Source organism: Mycobacterium sp. URHD0025 (genome assembly GCF_000426065.1).
In the GTDB taxonomy this organism is placed as follows: Bacteria; Actinomycetota; Actinomycetes; order Mycobacteriales; family Mycobacteriaceae; genus Mycobacterium.
This window is the reverse complement of the sequence record NZ_AUEQ01000006.1, coordinates 360,996-375,609: the sequence shown is the minus strand read 5'-3', so window position 1 is coordinate 375,609 and position 14,614 is coordinate 360,996. Positions and strand designations below refer to the sequence as shown.

Annotated in this window: 16 protein-coding genes; 5 read left to right on the top strand and 11 right to left on the bottom strand. The window is 65.1% G+C overall.

Annotated elements, in window-relative coordinates:
- Positions 1–20 precede the first annotated feature (20 nt).
- On the top strand, positions 21–890 hold the full coding sequence (locus H977_RS0106270) for a sigma-70 family RNA polymerase sigma factor (protein WP_029107047.1): 870 nt from the start codon (positions 21–23) through the stop codon (positions 888–890).
- A gap of 77 nt (positions 891–967) precedes the next feature.
- On the opposite strand, the gene H977_RS0106265 is transcribed toward H977_RS0106270, so the two are convergent.
- Positions 968–3,292: a cadherin-like domain-containing protein gene (locus H977_RS0106265; protein ID WP_231395887.1), complete on the bottom strand. Its 2,325-nt coding sequence runs from the start codon at positions 3,290–3,292 to the stop codon at positions 968–970.
- A gap of 19 nt (positions 3,293–3,311) precedes the next feature.
- Here H977_RS0106265 and H977_RS35575 point away from each other — a divergent pair, with 19 nt between their 5' ends.
- The 3 genes from H977_RS35575 (at position 3,312) to H977_RS0106250 (ending at position 5,386) form a co-directional block, all read left to right on the top strand.
- On the top strand, positions 3,312–3,650 hold the full coding sequence (locus tag H977_RS35575; RefSeq protein ID WP_196808174.1) for a hypothetical protein: 339 nt from the start codon (positions 3,312–3,314) through the stop codon (positions 3,648–3,650).
- 822 nt (positions 3,651–4,472) lie between these two features.
- Positions 4,473–4,937: an OsmC family protein gene (locus tag H977_RS0106255; protein ID WP_029107044.1), complete on the top strand. Its 465-nt coding sequence runs from the start codon at positions 4,473–4,475 to the stop codon at positions 4,935–4,937.
- Positions 4,938–4,978: 41 nt separating this feature from the next.
- Entirely contained in the window at positions 4,979–5,386 is a 408-nt protein-coding gene (locus tag H977_RS0106250) for a nitroreductase family deazaflavin-dependent oxidoreductase (protein ID WP_029107043.1), read from the top strand.
- A gap of 15 nt (positions 5,387–5,401) precedes the next feature.
- On the opposite strand, the gene H977_RS0106245 is transcribed toward H977_RS0106250, so the two are convergent.
- Together H977_RS0106245 and H977_RS0106240 are read right to left on the bottom strand one after the other, a co-directional pair.
- The gene (locus H977_RS0106245) at positions 5,402–5,761 is read right to left on the bottom strand and encodes a hypothetical protein (RefSeq protein WP_029107042.1); all 360 of its coding nucleotides are present in this window, start codon (positions 5,759–5,761) and stop codon (positions 5,402–5,404) included.
- Between the two features lie 33 nt (positions 5,762–5,794).
- The gene (locus tag H977_RS0106240) at positions 5,795–6,343 is read right to left on the bottom strand and encodes a TetR/AcrR family transcriptional regulator (RefSeq protein WP_029107041.1); all 549 of its coding nucleotides are present in this window, start codon (positions 6,341–6,343) and stop codon (positions 5,795–5,797) included.
- A 131-nt stretch (positions 6,344–6,474) separates the two neighbouring features.
- On the opposite strand from H977_RS0106240, the gene H977_RS0106235 reads away from it, so the two are divergent.
- Positions 6,475–6,879, top strand: coding sequence for a hypothetical protein (locus tag H977_RS0106235; RefSeq protein ID WP_029107040.1), 405 nt, complete (start codon positions 6,475–6,477; stop codon positions 6,877–6,879).
- A gap of 18 nt (positions 6,880–6,897) precedes the next feature.
- Here H977_RS0106235 and H977_RS0106230 read toward each other — a convergent pair whose 3' ends face one another.
- The 8 genes from H977_RS0106230 to H977_RS0106200 all read right to left on the bottom strand — a co-directional run bounded on the left by H977_RS0106230 (position 6,898) and on the right by H977_RS0106200 (position 14,224).
- Positions 6,898–7,680, bottom strand: coding sequence for an enoyl-CoA hydratase (locus tag H977_RS0106230; protein WP_029107039.1), 783 nt, complete (start codon positions 7,678–7,680; stop codon positions 6,898–6,900).
- A complete protein-coding gene (locus tag H977_RS0106225; RefSeq protein WP_029107038.1) occupies positions 7,677–8,711 on the bottom strand; it encodes a zinc-binding dehydrogenase in 1,035 nt (344 codons plus the stop codon). The genes H977_RS0106230 and H977_RS0106225 overlap by 4 nt, the downstream gene beginning before the upstream one ends.
- 180 nt (positions 8,712–8,891) lie before the next feature.
- On the bottom strand, positions 8,892–9,671 hold the full coding sequence (locus tag H977_RS0106220; RefSeq protein ID WP_029107037.1) for a bestrophin-like domain: 780 nt from the start codon (positions 9,669–9,671) through the stop codon (positions 8,892–8,894).
- Positions 9,672–9,709: 38 nt separating this feature from the next.
- Positions 9,710–10,072, bottom strand: coding sequence for a heme-binding protein (locus H977_RS0106215; protein WP_029107036.1), 363 nt, complete (start codon positions 10,070–10,072; stop codon positions 9,710–9,712).
- Between the two features lie 44 nt (positions 10,073–10,116).
- Positions 10,117–10,458, bottom strand: a complete 342-nt coding sequence (locus H977_RS34725) for a hypothetical protein (protein ID WP_081681633.1) — start codon at positions 10,456–10,458, stop codon at positions 10,117–10,119.
- Positions 10,459–10,876: 418 nt separating this feature from the next.
- On the bottom strand, positions 10,877–11,470 hold the full coding sequence (locus H977_RS0106210) for an HD domain-containing protein (protein WP_036475215.1): 594 nt from the start codon (positions 11,468–11,470) through the stop codon (positions 10,877–10,879).
- A 55-nt stretch (positions 11,471–11,525) separates the two neighbouring features.
- Positions 11,526–12,977, bottom strand: coding sequence for an FAD-dependent oxidoreductase (locus tag H977_RS0106205; RefSeq protein WP_029107034.1), 1,452 nt, complete (start codon positions 12,975–12,977; stop codon positions 11,526–11,528).
- Positions 12,978–13,081: 104 nt separating this feature from the next.
- Positions 13,082–14,224 (bottom strand): outer membrane protein assembly factor BamB family protein, encoded by a 1,143-nt coding sequence (locus H977_RS0106200; protein WP_196808173.1) that lies wholly within the window; start codon positions 14,222–14,224, stop codon positions 13,082–13,084.
- Between the last annotated feature and the right edge of the window lie 390 nt (positions 14,225–14,614).

Genomic DNA, 14,614 nt, shown 5'->3' with positions numbered 1-14,614 from the left:
GCGCGCGAAAGGTGACGAACATGAACGACCAGCAGGTTCTGGCCGCCAGATTCGAAGAGGATCGCCGCCACCTTCGCGCGGTGGCGTATCGACTCCTCGGCTCGGTGCACGACGCCGACGACGCCGTCCAGGCCGCATGGCTCAAGATCAGCGGGCGCGGCCTCGACCAGGTCAACAATCCGACGGGCTGGTTCACCACGGTGATCGCACACGAGTGCCTCGACCGACTGCGGGCTCAGAAGCGGCGCGCCGAGGTACTCGGAGGCGACGAACTGCTTCCGGCCGCCGTCTCGCCCGCAGCCGATGAGCAGGTCGCCATGGCCGAGTCGGTGGGCCGGGCGCTGCTCGTCGTGCTCGACCGGCTCTCTCCCGCCGAACGCGTGGCATTCGTCCTGCACGACGCGTTCGCCGTACCCTTCGGCGACATCGCCGAACTGCTCGACCGGACGCCGACGGCCGCCAAGAAACTGGCCAGCCGCGCACGCGAACGCATCCGTGGCACTGCGCCTATCGCCGTCCGGCCCACAGCCGAGCACCTCGACATCGCGCGTTCTTTCCTGGCTGCCTCGCAACAGGGCGATCTCGAGGCGCTCCTGGAAGTCCTGGACCCCGATGTACTGCGCCGCGTCGACCGCGTGCTCGTCGGCGAGAAGATTCCCACCGAACTGCGCGGCGCCCGAAAGTTCATCGAGGAGTCGAAGATGTTCACCGCGGTAGCGCAGGGCGGCGAGGTTGCGATACTGGACGGCCGCGCGGGCATTGTCATCGCCCCGGCAGGTGAGCTGAAATCCCTCCTGCGGCTTGACATCCGCGACGGACGCATACACGTCATCGACATCATCGGCGATCCGGCGCGCTTGGCTTCCGTGGAGGTGGCGCTGGCGGACTGACCCGGATCGCCTGGCAGCACAAGAGAAGTGCCCCTCCTCTTCCATGGAAAGAGGAGGGGCACTTCTGCTCTCACGGCTTACGCGTTCTGCTGCGCCTCCCCCGCGTCGTCCAGATCGGGCATGCTCTGCACGTCGCCGTCGAGATCGGAGGTGATGTACCCCGTCAACGACTGCTGGAACGGGCTGATGGTGGCATCCGCCTTCAGATAACCGGAATGCGTTCCCGAGACGGTGATGTCGGCGACATAGTGCACGTTGCCTTGATTGGCGGTGTAATCGGCCGATTCCGTGCCGTTGAGGATCATCCCGTCCTCGTTGACGTAGTCGGTGTAGGTGACGGTGCGGATCGTGCGGGTCGGATCCGTCGAGTCCGGTGCCTCGCTGACCACCGCGGTCCCGCCTCCGGCACCGGTGTAGGCACCGGCCGCAGGCAACGGCGTGGTCGCCGGAACGTAACTGCCGAGTTCGGGCGCCCAGTCCGGATTCGGCGTGGTCCGGTCGGCGGCCACCGGGCCGACACTGGTCGTGTACTTCAGGTTGGCGATGACCAGTCGTGATTGCGTCGGATCCTCGACGCTGGACTCCCAGAAGGTGACCGCGGTGCCGTCCGGATTCCAGCTGGGCATGCTCCGGGCGGCCCACCCGTCGCCGGTGTCGAACAGCGGGATTCCGTTCTCGCGCTTGAGCTCATCCTCGGCCGCGACCACCCATTCCTGATTCGAGACGTTGATCGGAAGCGCGTATTGGTAGTACACCGGCGCGCTGACATAGGTCGGCAGGAAGTTGGGCCGCACGATCCTGGTCATCGGCGTCAGCGCGTCGAGGCCGCGGGTGCTTCCGATGGCGATCCACTGCTGGTTGGGCGAATAGTCCATGTCCTCGTCGTAGTCGAGGTTGGCAGTCACCCGATGCACGTCACCGGTTTCCAGGTCGACCACGATGTCATCGACATTTCCGGCCTCGTAGGCCCCGCCGAGGATGACCACGCCCTTGCCGTCGGGAGTCCATTGCTTGCCCTCACCCGTCGGATAGACCACCCGCGCATCCTCGACCACATATCCGTCGTCGGTACGGGTCAAGGTGCCGACGATCGGAAGAGCTTGGACAAGGTTGTTCGGCCCCAGCACAATTCGCGTGAACAACACGTGAGTTCCGTCCGGCGAGATCCTCATCTCGCGTTGCGGGTCGATGGCGTATCCCCCGCCCGGCGGCGTGGTGATCGGAACCAGGTGCCTGCCGTCGACACCGTCCTCGAAGACGGAATAGCGGGGCGTCTGCCCGGGCACGTCGACCACCACCACGATGCGCCCCGAACCATCCTGGAACGGAACGGGTTTGCCCAGGTTGCCGGTTTCGTCGACAGACACACCACACGTCAGGCACTCCGCATGGGTGCCATCGACGCTGATCTGATAGATCTCCTGGCGACCACCGGCCGAGGGCGTGCCGGCGAAGTAGATGGATTGTCCGTCTTCGGAATACCGGGGGTTGACCGGATTCTTCACGCCGTCGGGCAGATCCAGGATCACGCGTTCGACAGTCGGGTTGAGCACCGACACGTCAGTTTCCGACTGCGCAGTGTGGGGACGGAACAGGCTCAGCACGTTGACCTTGCCGTCACTCACCGACACTGTGAACGAGTCGGTTTGGATGGAGCCGTAGTCGATGTCGTCGGGTGTGTAGGTGAAGTTGCCTGTGGCCTGGTCGATCGTCACGGTGCCGTGCTCGGGCTGCTGCGTGATGGTGTACGTCAGCTGATCACCCTCGACGTCGGAGGCGCCGATGTTGCCCGTGACGGTCTGTCCGGCCTGCACGGTGGTGGTCGGGTTGTAGGTCACGGTCGGCGCCTGGTTGAACGCGTTGCGGCGCACCCAGGCCAGTACCGCCCACACCATCGGTGTCAGCGGCTCCGGCGAATCCGGGGCAGGCGCCAGGAACGGGTTGAGAATGTCGGTGACAACGTCGTTCACGAATCCGAAGACACCAGAACCGACTTGGGCAACCTGGGCAGCCGGGTTGGCCGGCGTCACCGCCGCGGTGGCCACCGGAGTGTGCACCGCCTTGGCGACCGCATCGGCATTGAACGCCTGCGCGGTGGGTGTGGTGATCGACTCGGTGACCGCGTCCGAGAGTTGCTTGACAGCCTCACGGGCGCCATCGACGCCGAGCGCGGTGCTCACCTTCACGACTGCGCCGCTCAGTGCGGACGCCGCGGTGTTCACGGGGGTCTCGGCAACGTTGGCCGACGGAAGGTGGGTCGAATTCGATTCGTTCTTCGCCGGAACGGGTGCGGTGGGCAGGATGTCCGGCAGTGAGATGTCCGGCAGTGAGATCGACGGCGCTGTGGGCGTTGCGCCCGCCGCATCCACCTCGCTTGCAGTCGCCGGTTCCGGTGAAGTCACTTGTGCCTCAGACCCCGGGATGGCCGCCGCCGGACGGTGGGGCAACTTCGGTGGCCCGAGCTTGATGTCGCGTGACCCGATCTTGATGCTGTGGGCGCCCCCGCTGCTGCTGATCGTCACGCCCGGCGCGACCTGGATGCTCGACGACGTCGTGCCCGAATTCTTCGGGCCCGCTTTCGGATTGGTCGAGGCTGATCCAGGGGCCACCGTCGAAGCGTCGCTGCCTGACGCATCGGGCGCGGACGCCGTCGGGGCGCCGGCCTCGCCGGACGACGCTGCAGTCGGGGACGAGGCCTCCGAACTCGTCGACGGCGAGTCCGCCGACGCGCCGTCGGTCTCGGCAGCCGAAATTCCGTAGCCCGTCGCCACGGCGGCGACCAACCACGCAGCAACGGCCATGCCGCCGTATCCGCCGACCCTCGCCGCGGTCTGGGCTGCCCTGCGCGATGGTCCGCTGGCGGCCGGCGCACCCGAGCCGAGAGGCGCGGGCACACGGTTGACGGGTTGACGGTCGCTGCTCATCTTCGGCTCCCATTACGACGTCGCAATAAGTTGGTCGATCGATCAGGAACGGTGACACAGGCCACACCGGACTGTCAACGACAGAAGTCGGTACACTGCTGCGCGGCGCGATCCGACCACGAGGTCCGCAGTCCTTTCCGCGACGCACGGGACGTCGTGTGGCACAGCGACAGATCCGCCTCGACCACCCTCACCGGGAAGCCGCCACCGTGCCGCGCCGGTACATATAGCTAACTTGAATACGCTCAAGGTATGGGCTCTGTCGACCGAGTTCAGCTGTCACCAACCAGGCCTGCAATCTACGTTTACCGGTTAATCGTCACCAACATCCATCCGCGCAACCGGGGCCCTATTCCACACTGAGCAAATTACGCACCGAGACGTCGCGTCCCCCGAGCGAGGTGTGGACACAACGCGGAAATCCCAGGCCACGGACGGAGGCGCCATTCCCACGATCGACAAGGGTCGCACCACCGACATCGGGCCGCGAATCGCGTGCCCCCGCTCCGGCCGGATGGCACCCAATACCGACTGAATGCTGATCACTTGATCAATTTCTGCCGACCGCCGCGCGGCGATCCGCAAATGCCGATTGGGAAACGATGGCTCGTGCGACGATCCGATCCGAACTGATCGGCCACCTGCTGAGGAGACTGCCATGACATCTGACGAACCCGCGCGCGACACCGCATCGCCCGTCGGTGTGGTGACCGTGGTCGAGACAGGCGCCGGCACCTACACACAGCAGATCACCGCCGGGCGCCATCAACTGATCGCCGACGAACCCCTCCCGGTGGGCGACGATGCCGGCCCGAATCCCTACGACCTGGTGCTGGCCGGCTTGGGCGCGTGTACGTCAATGACAGTGCGGATGTACGCCAACCGCAAGGGCTGGCCGCTTGAGCAGGTACGAGTGATGTTGCGGCACTCCCGAATTCATGCCAAGGACTGTGCCGACTGCGAGACCACCAAAGGCATGATCGACCACATCGATCGCGACATCGAGTTGATCGGCGACCTTGACGACACCCAACGGGAACGGCTCATGGACATCGCCGAACGATGCCCGGTACATCAGACCCTGACCTCGTCGGTCCACATCACCACCACCGGAATTTCCTGATCTGAGCGCATAATCGCGCCGTCCGAGCGTAGGAAGGTGTCATGGCCAACAATTGGAATGATCAGATCATCGCCGAGTTCCGCGCCAACGGAGGCAAGGTCGGCGGCCCGTTCGAGGGAGCGACCCTGCTTCTGCTGCACACCACCGGAGCCAAGAGCGGAAAGGAGCGCGTCAATCCGGTGATGGCGTTCGACCTTGACGGGAAGCTCGCGATCGTCGGGTCCTACGCGGGCGCCGACGTCGACCCGGCGTGGCTGCACAATCTGCGGGCGCATCCGGATGCGCATATCGAGATCGGCACTGACGCCTACGACGTGCACGCGCGGGAGATGCCGCTGGCCGAGCGCGACGCCGCCTATCCGCTCATCGTCGAGAAGGCCCCGGGATTCGGCGAATACCAGACCAAGACCGACCGCGTCATCCCGGTCATCGAGTTGCAGCGCCGCTGAGCGCAGCGGACACCGTCAGCTGACCGCCGTCTGCGACCAGGCCGCCACGGGCAGGGTCAGATAGACGCCGATCTGACAACCCGCACCGATCGCGGTCTGCGCGGCGGCCAGTATGGCGTCGGCACCGGCCTGCCGATCCTCAGCCCGGTCTGCAAAAAACTTCGACTTGACCTCGATCAGCACATCGAGGTCGAACCGATCGAACGGTCCGGCGTCGTGGAACCGGATCAGTACGTCCCCCGGCTGGGGGTTGCCATCGTAGGGTTCGTCGCCGCATGCGACGGCGATCGAGACCGCCGCCGGTAACACTTCCGCCAGCTGCGACCGGACGCTATCGGTGACCCGTGCCCCGCACGTCACATCGATCAACGGCACTGGTTCAACCCCCGTCTCTTTTCGTTGAGAAGGCTATTCTTCCGCCCGCACGGCGGGCCAGAAAAGCTTGAACAATCGCTCCTCCCAACCGTCTTCGATGTCACCGATACGGGCGTGCTCGGCGATGTACGCACCGACCACCCCGTCTATCAGCGTCTCGGAATCGACGTCCGCACGGATCGAACCGTCGGCTTTGGCGTCGTCGATCACGGCGGCCAGCGCCGCACGCTGGTCGATCAGGATCCGCCGGAACAGCGTGGTGAATTCCGGGTCATCCTCGGTGAGCAATGCCGCGAGTCCACCGAGTCCGATGCCGCCCTCGACCGCTGCGATCGCGTGAGTGATGAGCCACCGGAGCCGATCCGGGGCGCTCGCGCGGGGATCGAGTGGGCCAGGTGAGGCGAGTCGCGACAGCGCGCCGGCCAACATGTCCCGTCGGTTGGGATGCCGTCGGTAGATCGTCGTCTTCGCGATTCCCGAGTGCGCGGCAACAGCTTCGACGGTCACCGCCCGAGGCCCTCCGGTGCGCAACAAGTACAGCGTCGACTCAGCGATGCCGTCTTCAACCCGCCCTTGCGCCATCGGTCCCCTACCCGGTCTGTCCGTCAGTCGACGGGAATATCTCGGCCCCGCCATGCGCTACGCTATACGTAGCAACCGCTACGCTACGCGTAGCGTAGTTAAGTAGGTTCGAGTTCTCGTGAGGTGATCACATGCGGAAAGGTGTGGACCGTATTCCGGTTCCCAACATTGCGTACGTTCTGCTGCTCGTCGGGTTTGTGTCGCTCGGGCTTTTCGTCAGCGCCCTGGCATTGGGCAGTGAGCTTGCGCCGGTCGCCGGCATTGCGCTGATCGCGTGCCTGGGCGGCGCCGTCGGCGGTTTCCGCACCGGCGCCCGCAGACTGGCCCAAGCCCGGAAAGCCGATGCCCCCGCCAACAACGTGAGCATCTTCTCCACGCCGCTGCGCCGGGATGAAACGGATCGGTATCTGCGGAACTACCGCGGTGCCAGCGCAGACCGTGCCTCCTCCGACCGGGCAATGGCCGTGGTTCGCGACGTCGAATCCATGGCCGCCGAAGTGTCGTCAGCGCAGGCCGACCACCGCCGCGCCGCCTGACGAGGGGCAGCTCGGCCGCTACTTCGATGCCACCGACCATGTGGGAGGGCGCTTCTCGATGAACGCCTGGACACCCTCAAGGGCGCTTGGGTCCATCATGTTGCAGGCCATCGTCGCGCCGGCGTCCGCATACGCGTGCTCGATGTCGACGTCGATCTGCCGGTAGAACAACGCCTTTCCCACGGCAACGGCTACGCGGGGCTTCGCCACGATGCTCGCGATCATGGTCTCGACCTCGGCGTCGAGGGAATCGGCCGGCACCACCCTGTTCACCAGACCCAACGCCAGGGCCTGGTCGGCAGAAACGAATTCGCCCGTCACCAGCATCTCGAACGCAGCCTTGCGTGGGACGTTGCGTGAGAGCGCCACCCCCGGTGTCGCACAGAACAACCCGACGTTGACGCCGCTGACGGCGAACCGCGCGTCGGCACTTGCCACAGCGAGATCACACATCGCGACAAGCTGGCACCCCGCTGCCGTCGCGAGACCTTGGACCCGGGCGATCACCGGCACCGGCAACCGTTGGATCGACAGCATCACCTCTGTGCACTGGGCGAACAGCCGCTCGTAGTGCTCCAGTGACGGCTCGGCCCGCATCTCCTTGAGGTCGTGCCCGGCACAGAACGCCTTACCGGACGCCCCGAGCACCACGGCCCGCACCGAATCATCCTCGGCCAGTTCGGCAATGGCGTCACCGAGTGCCGTCAGCATCGCCTCCGACAAGGCGTTGAAGGCCTGGGGGCGGTTCAGCGTCAAGGTGACGACGCCACGGCCGTCGCGTTCCCGCAGAAGCAGTGTCATGGCTCGATCAGAACCTTGAGGGCCTCGCGGTCGGCCATGGCGCGGTAGCCGCCTGGGGTTTCGTCGAGGCCGATGGTGCGGTCGAAGACCCGGCCAGGTTCGATCCTGCCTTCGAGCACGTCTGGCATGAGCTCCTCGATGTAGGCCCGCGCGGGCGCCACTCCCCCGGTCAGCGTGACGTTGCGGAAGAAGGTCCCGAAACCCATTGGTACCTCGGTGTATTGAGAGACACCCAGTCGGCTGACGCGGCCACCGGCGCGGACCGCGTCAAGCGCGGTGGCGACCGACGGCTCGGTGCCGACGCATTCGATGACCGCGTGGGTCCCGTCGCCGCCGGTCAGTTCGCGGATCTTCTCGACGGCTTCGTCGCCACGTTCGGCGACGACGTCGGTGGCGCCGAATTCGCGTCCCAGGTCGGTCCGTACGGTGTGGCGGCCGTTCAGGATGATCCGCTCGGCGCCCAACCGCTTGGCAGCCAACACCGCGCACAGACCCACCGCGCCGTCACCGATGACGGTCACCGACGATCCCGGGCCCACCCCGGCCGTCACCACACCGTGGTGCCCGGTGCAGAACACGTCGGACAGGGTGAGCAGGGAGGCCATGAGCGCCGAATCCTCAGCCACCGGAAGCTTCACCAACGTGCCCTGCGCTTGCGGAACGCGCACGGCCTCGCCCTGGCCGGCATCGACCCCTGGCGCGCCCCATCCGCCGCCGTGGCGGCACGAGGTCTGCAAACCCTGCCGGCAGAAGTCACACGTATTGTCCGCCCAGACGAACGGCGCCACGACCAGATCGCCGCGCCGAAGTCCGGAGACGTCGGCCCCGACATCCTCGACGATGCCGATGAACTCGTGGCCCATTCGCCGGCCACCGTCCTTGTGCGGCATCGACTGGTACGGCCACAGGTCACTGCCGCAGATGCAGGCACGGGTGACCCGCACGATGGCGTCGGTCGGTTCCTTCAATTCCGCGTCGGGCACGTCCTCGACGCGCACGTCGCCGGCCCCATACATCACGGTTGCTCGCATGCTCGGTTCCTTCACTCGTTCGGGTGGCGGGTGAGACCCAACGACTAGAGGCTAGGCCCGCGGGCAAGGCCTCGGGCCTGAAAGCGGGTGCGCGGCGCGACTGCCCTGGTCAGTGGTTCAGGCGGCACTGCACGCTCGAGCCGACAACAACTTCCGGCCACGTTGTGACCTTCACACCGTCTACTTGCCTTGATCAACCCCGTCGAAGACCTGCACCGCGTAATCGAGCAATGTCGGCGTAACGCCAAGCTGCTGCCCAAACGGATGGTCCAGCCAGAAGATGAGGAACAGCAGCAGGCCGAGCAGGATAGCAATTGCGCTCGACAGGATCATGTGACTCACCGCATTACTCAGGTGAGTGCAACCGATGAGGCCGATGAGAAGGACCGCCCCGAACAGCAGTCCGCTCCACAGCAGACCCGGTATCCGAGGCTTCGCATCCAGGACTCTCGTGTTTCGTTGCGATATCAAGACATTCAGCTGACCGCGCATCTCAGCGTTGATCGGGTGAGCGGCTGGCCCTTCCCGACCCAATACGCGGTACATGTCGGTGATCGCCCCTCGCGCCGAACCACTCGCGACATCGCGTTGCTGCCTATCCCACTCGGCCTGCGCGGCGCCGGTGTAAGTACGCAGCAGCTCACGCATTCGAACCTGTTCGGGCCCCGGCAGGCTCACCGTCTGTCGGTACATCGTCGCCAGAGTCGATGACTCATTGGTGACGTTCTCCTCCGCCGAGGAGAACTGCTCCCACGCGACGACAACCGTGAAACCCAGCAGCGCGCCGTATACGAGGGCAACGGTGGTCAGAAACGGTGACAGCGTGCCCGTCTGCCTCTCGACGCCCGGTCGGTACACCGTCTTATTGGCAATCCACACACTCCCGACAGCCAGTAAGACCACCCCGGCGAGTACCGCGGCCAGGAACAACCACAGGCCCAGCAGGCTCAAGCCACCCATCGCTCACCTCGGCTACAGGTCAAACGAACATCAGGCAATCAGGGAGTCGCGGGGAGTCCACAGCGCTGGCGGAAGTCAGCGCCCGGTTGCCTGATGCGGTCGAGATCCTGCCGAATGGAGGGATTGGCATCCAAGTAGCTGCGTACCTGATTTCCGATCTGGTCCTTGGGCTGCCCCTTGAGGCTTGTGAAGAAGTCATTGACCTCAGGGTGGGCGGTCAGATAATTCGAGGTCTCGAAGGAGACGCCGGACATCACGCGGGCCATCTCGGCGGCTGTGCACGGCGGCGGTACAGGTGGATCCGCCGTGGCCGCCGCCGCACCCAAGAGTGTCAGGCCTACGAAGACGCCGGCGCCGATCGCTGCACCGGCCGCGCGCTGTGTGAGACGAGAGGACGACATGTTCGCTCCTTCAGCAAGTTGTCCACGGTTCATGACGTAGTTCCTCAACGTGGTCTGATACCGCCACCGCCACCCGGACGGCCGGGGCCTCCAGGACCACCGGGCCCGCCAGGACCACCGGGCCCGCCGGGACGACCTGGATCCCAGATGACGTCGAGATCCCACCCGGTGTCGCAATACCAGTCGTAATCACAGGGATAGGGCACGACAGGTGTGGCTGCCCGTGGCACTCCATCGGCACCGCGTACCTCACCCTGCGCACAGACGGTGGCATAGCCAGAAGTTGTGCAGTCCGCCTTCGCCGGAGGCGCCATGGTGGTTACGGCGCCGAACGGGAGCATCGCCGGTAGCAGTCCCAAAACCAGGTAGCGCTGTGGTGTTCGCACGCCCGCCCCCCTTTTTGTCAGTTGGTCGGGATCCACCCCTATGCCCGGATTTATACCGCACTACCAGCGAGTATGCTGAATATTGACGCCTTTGACGGTAATTTGCCGCCACTCTCCTTGACTTCGAAAGCAGGCGAGCGAGCTTTCTCGATGCATCGCAACCGATTTCGATCGGACAGTCTCGCGGATGCGTGTAGACCTTTCCATCCACACGCTGACTGTTGTGACCTTGATCGGCCACCACGACGAACACCCGGTCCCGAACACCTGCATCGAAATCGCCTGTATGACTTGCGATCCGAAGGTGCCTCGGCGAGGCGACGGGTAGCCGTTGCTGGTGGTCAGGCCGAAGTGGATCGACCATTACTCGCTAAATTCAGCGACATCGCGGTGCGCCGGGCACGCACGTGAAAATCGACTACACCCCGGTGTCCAGAGGATTTGCTCTGATGCGGTCGGCGCCATTGTGGGCCACGGACGCCGCCGCGGCGCCACCCGGTTTGCGCCTCGCCTGATCCTCGAAGCACGCGATGAACTCGCTACCGAACCCCTGCCTGGGATACCGGGCAAGAATCTCGGCCCTGGCCTCGGCTGGGAACTCCTCTGCCCGGCGGCCGACGACGTCCCAGGCGGTGGCCACCTGCAAGAGATGCGACTCAGGGTCGGTAGCGGCCGGAACGTCGTCGCGCATGTGCAGCACGATGATCTCCGTCGCCCGTGCGGATCTTTCGGCGGACCATCCGGCAGCCACACCGAACACCCAGGCCAGTTCCCCACCGGCCTCCTCGAACGATATTCGGTGGCTGTCGAACGGATCGGTCAGACCGATGTCGTGCAGCAGCGCCGAGACGTAGTACAGCTCGTCGTCGAAGCCGATACCGTGTGCCTCCGCGTACCGCGCACCCCACAGATATGAACGGACGCAGTGATTGAGCAGCGCGGGCGAATAGAAGCGGGTGGCCACTGACAGTGCGGCGGCGGCCGCCGCGGTCTGGGGGAACACGTGGTCCATGGCGCCTACTCTCCGAAACTCACGAAGTGACAGTAGGGCTCATGCTAGGACCAAATCAGAAGTTGAGTCCCGAGAACATGATCCGGCCCGGATCGTACTTCTGCCGAGTGGCCGCCAGTCTGGACAGGTTGGCGCCGAAGTAGCGCGAGGCAGGCTGGTTCGCTTCGAGATAGTTCACGTAGCCGCCAACCGAGTACGGTGCCACCGCTTGGTGCGCGGTGTTGAGCCAATTGGCCGCTGCCGCAGGCGATCCGGAGGTCTCCACATACCACTGAACCAATGCGGACTGCCGTCGCCACGGAAACGCCGTGTCCCCCGGCCCCACCGTGGCCAGGGCACCGTCGAGGGCATGCATGATCACCAAAGGGCGACCGGCGCCGGCCGGGAAGGCGTTGAAAGCCGCGGCAATCCCCTGCGCGGCGGCCGGGGTGATCGCCTGGAAGACATCGGATCCGCCGACATAGCCGAGCGGCGAAGGGTTCAGGTTGTTGACGGCCAGGTATTGCACCAGGTCCAGATAGTTGAACGTGTGCTTCTCCACGCCCATCGGTTGCAGCCCTACCGCTTTGGAGACTGCGGCTGCCACGGCGTCACCTGAGCCGGCCGGACAGGTCGCCAGGATGCGACAGTGCGCGCCGCCCGGGTCGGTCACGGTGTCTGCCAGTGCCCAGCTGTTGCGATCGGCGGTGCGCAGCCAGTTCTGCCAGCCGACCAGAACCTGCGCGAACGACTGCAGCGGATAGTGCACATTGACCGCGTCCACGTCGCTGGTGGGGAAGGTGGCGAAGGTCAGCGCGGTTGTCACTCCGAAATTGCCGCCACCTCCGCCGCGCAATGCCCAGAACAGGTCTGGATTCTCGTTGGCCGACGCCGTGAGGGCCCTGCCGCCGGGCAGCACCACCACGGCCGACACCAACTGATCGGACATCAGGCCTGCGTGGCGAGATTGGGCGCCGAGCCCGCCGCCGAGGGCGTGCCCGGCCGCGCCGACACTGGGGCAGGTTCCCGTCGGGATTCCCCGGCCGGCTCCGGCGAGGGTCTGGTGGATGGCGTACAGATGGGTCGCGGGCGTCACCGTGACATAGCCGGTCCCGGCGTCGTAGTTGATATCGCCAGGCAATTGGCGCAGGTCAAGGACCATGGTGCCGTTCGCGGTCGACGCACCCACGTAGGAATGCCCACCACCACGGGGCGCGACCTTGAGGTTGTGGGCAGCGGCGAAAGCCATCGCCTTCTGCACGTCCTCCGCGGAACTCGGGGTGACGACCGCCGCCGGTGCCAGGCCGTTGAAGTTCGTGTTGAAAACCGCCTTGGCCGAGGCGAATTGGCCACCGTTGTCCGGCAGGATCACCTGCCCTCTGATAGCGCCGGCGAGGTCCCCCCAGCCGGCCGGATCGGCACTGGCCCGGCTCGACCCGAACACCGCGCCGGCGGCCAACGCCCCGACGGCGCCGCGCAGAAATGTCTGACGCGAGACCCCGCGCGGTGACTCCCGCGGTTCGGTCATGTCCGCATTGTGGACCACGAACCCTCGAAAACTACGCCTATAACTGCGTGTCGCCGGGGCAGATAGCTCGTGCTTCTTGGGTCGCCTGTACAGAACCCGGTGCGTCAAATCAGACGAATTACTATGTTGCGATCGGTGACATACGCTCCCTGCGCCACCCAGGCTTGGTCAGATCCACGGTCGAACTTCTTGCGCCACAGCTCCTTCCCGCTGGCCGCATCGATACAGATCACTTCACGTTGGTCGCGATACAAGAACCGCGTGCCATCGGATCCGAGGAAGAAGGTCATCGAAACACTTGCGAACGGCGCGGTGTTGACATCCTGACAGGTGCCGGCCCTCATCTTGGCGTCCGAAGTCTCCTGCACACCGATCATGCACAGTTCGCCACTGCCAAACCCCCCGATCATATTGGCAAGCGTCATATCTGAGCCGCTGGGAATCGTCCAGAGAACGCGTCCGGATTGCCCGTCGAACGCGCGGAAGTCGCCGGTAGATCGGTTGTAGGCCAGCGGGTAATAGAACCCCGACGACCCGTACCGGGTGTTCTCAGGCCGACCCAACGGGTGGTCGTACAGGCCCGCGCCCTCATTGCCCATCAAGGTGTAGCCCTCGCTGGGGACGGTGGCGGTGTTCCTGCCGCTGAAGTCGTAGAACTTGAACGAGTTTCCGTAGGACAGCGCGAATCCCGATGCGAAAGCGGTATTTGAGGTGTTGGGTTCGTTCACGATCGGATCGCCGGTGTTGGCGTCAAGGACCTCGCGGTCGGTGATGACGACTCCTTGATCACCGAACACCGAGACACCGTCGTGCCGAACATGCCAAGTCTCAGTGCCATCCGCCTCGTAGGCGACCACCTCATCGGGGAAAACCACGGCGATGTTGTTGCCACTTGCCTGCACATTGCTGATCCGCGCCGACGGCAACGAGGGTTGGCTCAGTATGCGCCCGGTTGCGACATCGAAGAACACGAGGACTTCAGGATCTCCACAACAGAGATTCAAATTGAGTCCGCAGCCGATGGTCTTTGCCGAGCGAGTAACCACACACTTGGCGCTCGAAAAGCGGTTGATATTGGCTTTGGGCGGCTTGACCGCTTGCGACCATCGAGCTTCGCCGGTCTCTTTATCCAGTGCCATCACGCCTTGGTCCGACCCGACCACGACGGTGTACGCATCGCCGCCGAGCACGAACGCGTCGATGCCGGTCTCGTAGGTCCAGCGCGGTGTGTCGATCGGCTGCTCCAACGATGGCAACGCCACATCGGCCGGCGGCCGTAGGTCACCCAGTGGCGGCACGGACGTGGGCAGCGGTCCCCCGCCGGCCGCGGTGACCTCGACGGCCTCACCGCCCCGGTTCATCCACCACAGGAGCGTGCCGATCCCCGCGGAAGCGATGATGACGGCGGCCACGACGGATAGCACCAACCACACCTTTCGCTTTTTGCGCGGAGGTTCGGGCGGCGGCCATGCCTGCGGATACCCGGCCTGATAATTAGGAGGAAATTGGCCGAACGGCCGGTTCGCCGGGGGAACTTGATGCCCACCACCCTGAAACGGACTCGCCGGCGGAGGCTGGTTGCCGTAAGGGTTCGGGTAAGGGTTCGGCGCACCACCCGTCGGCGAAAACGGGTCGTT

Coding starts and splice junctions, on each gene's coding strand:
- H977_RS0106270 (WP_029107047.1), top strand. CDS start 21: ATGAACGACCAGCAGGTTCTGGCCGCCAGATTCGAAGAGGATCGCCGC.
- H977_RS35575 (WP_196808174.1), top strand. CDS start 3,312: ATGGCCGCCGCCGGACGGTGGGGCAACTTCGGTGGCCCGAGCTTGATG.
- H977_RS0106255 (WP_029107044.1), top strand. CDS start 4,473: ATGACATCTGACGAACCCGCGCGCGACACCGCATCGCCCGTCGGTGTG.
- H977_RS0106250 (WP_029107043.1), top strand. CDS start 4,979: ATGGCCAACAATTGGAATGATCAGATCATCGCCGAGTTCCGCGCCAAC.
- H977_RS0106240 (WP_029107041.1), bottom strand. CDS start 6,343: ATGGCGCAAGGGCGGGTTGAAGACGGCATCGCTGAGTCGACGCTGTAC.
- H977_RS0106235 (WP_029107040.1), top strand. CDS start 6,475: ATGCGGAAAGGTGTGGACCGTATTCCGGTTCCCAACATTGCGTACGTT.
- H977_RS0106230 (WP_029107039.1), bottom strand. CDS start 7,680: ATGACACTGCTTCTGCGGGAACGCGACGGCCGTGGCGTCGTCACCTTG.
- H977_RS0106225 (WP_029107038.1), bottom strand. CDS start 8,711: ATGCGAGCAACCGTGATGTATGGGGCCGGCGACGTGCGCGTCGAGGAC.
- H977_RS0106220 (WP_029107037.1), bottom strand. CDS start 9,671: ATGGGTGGCTTGAGCCTGCTGGGCCTGTGGTTGTTCCTGGCCGCGGTA.
- H977_RS0106215 (WP_029107036.1), bottom strand. CDS start 10,072: ATGTCGTCCTCTCGTCTCACACAGCGCGCGGCCGGTGCAGCGATCGGC.
- H977_RS0106210 (WP_036475215.1), bottom strand. CDS start 11,470: ATGGACCACGTGTTCCCCCAGACCGCGGCGGCCGCCGCCGCACTGTCA.
- H977_RS0106205 (WP_029107034.1), bottom strand. CDS start 12,977: ATGACCGAACCGCGGGAGTCACCGCGCGGGGTCTCGCGTCAGACATTT.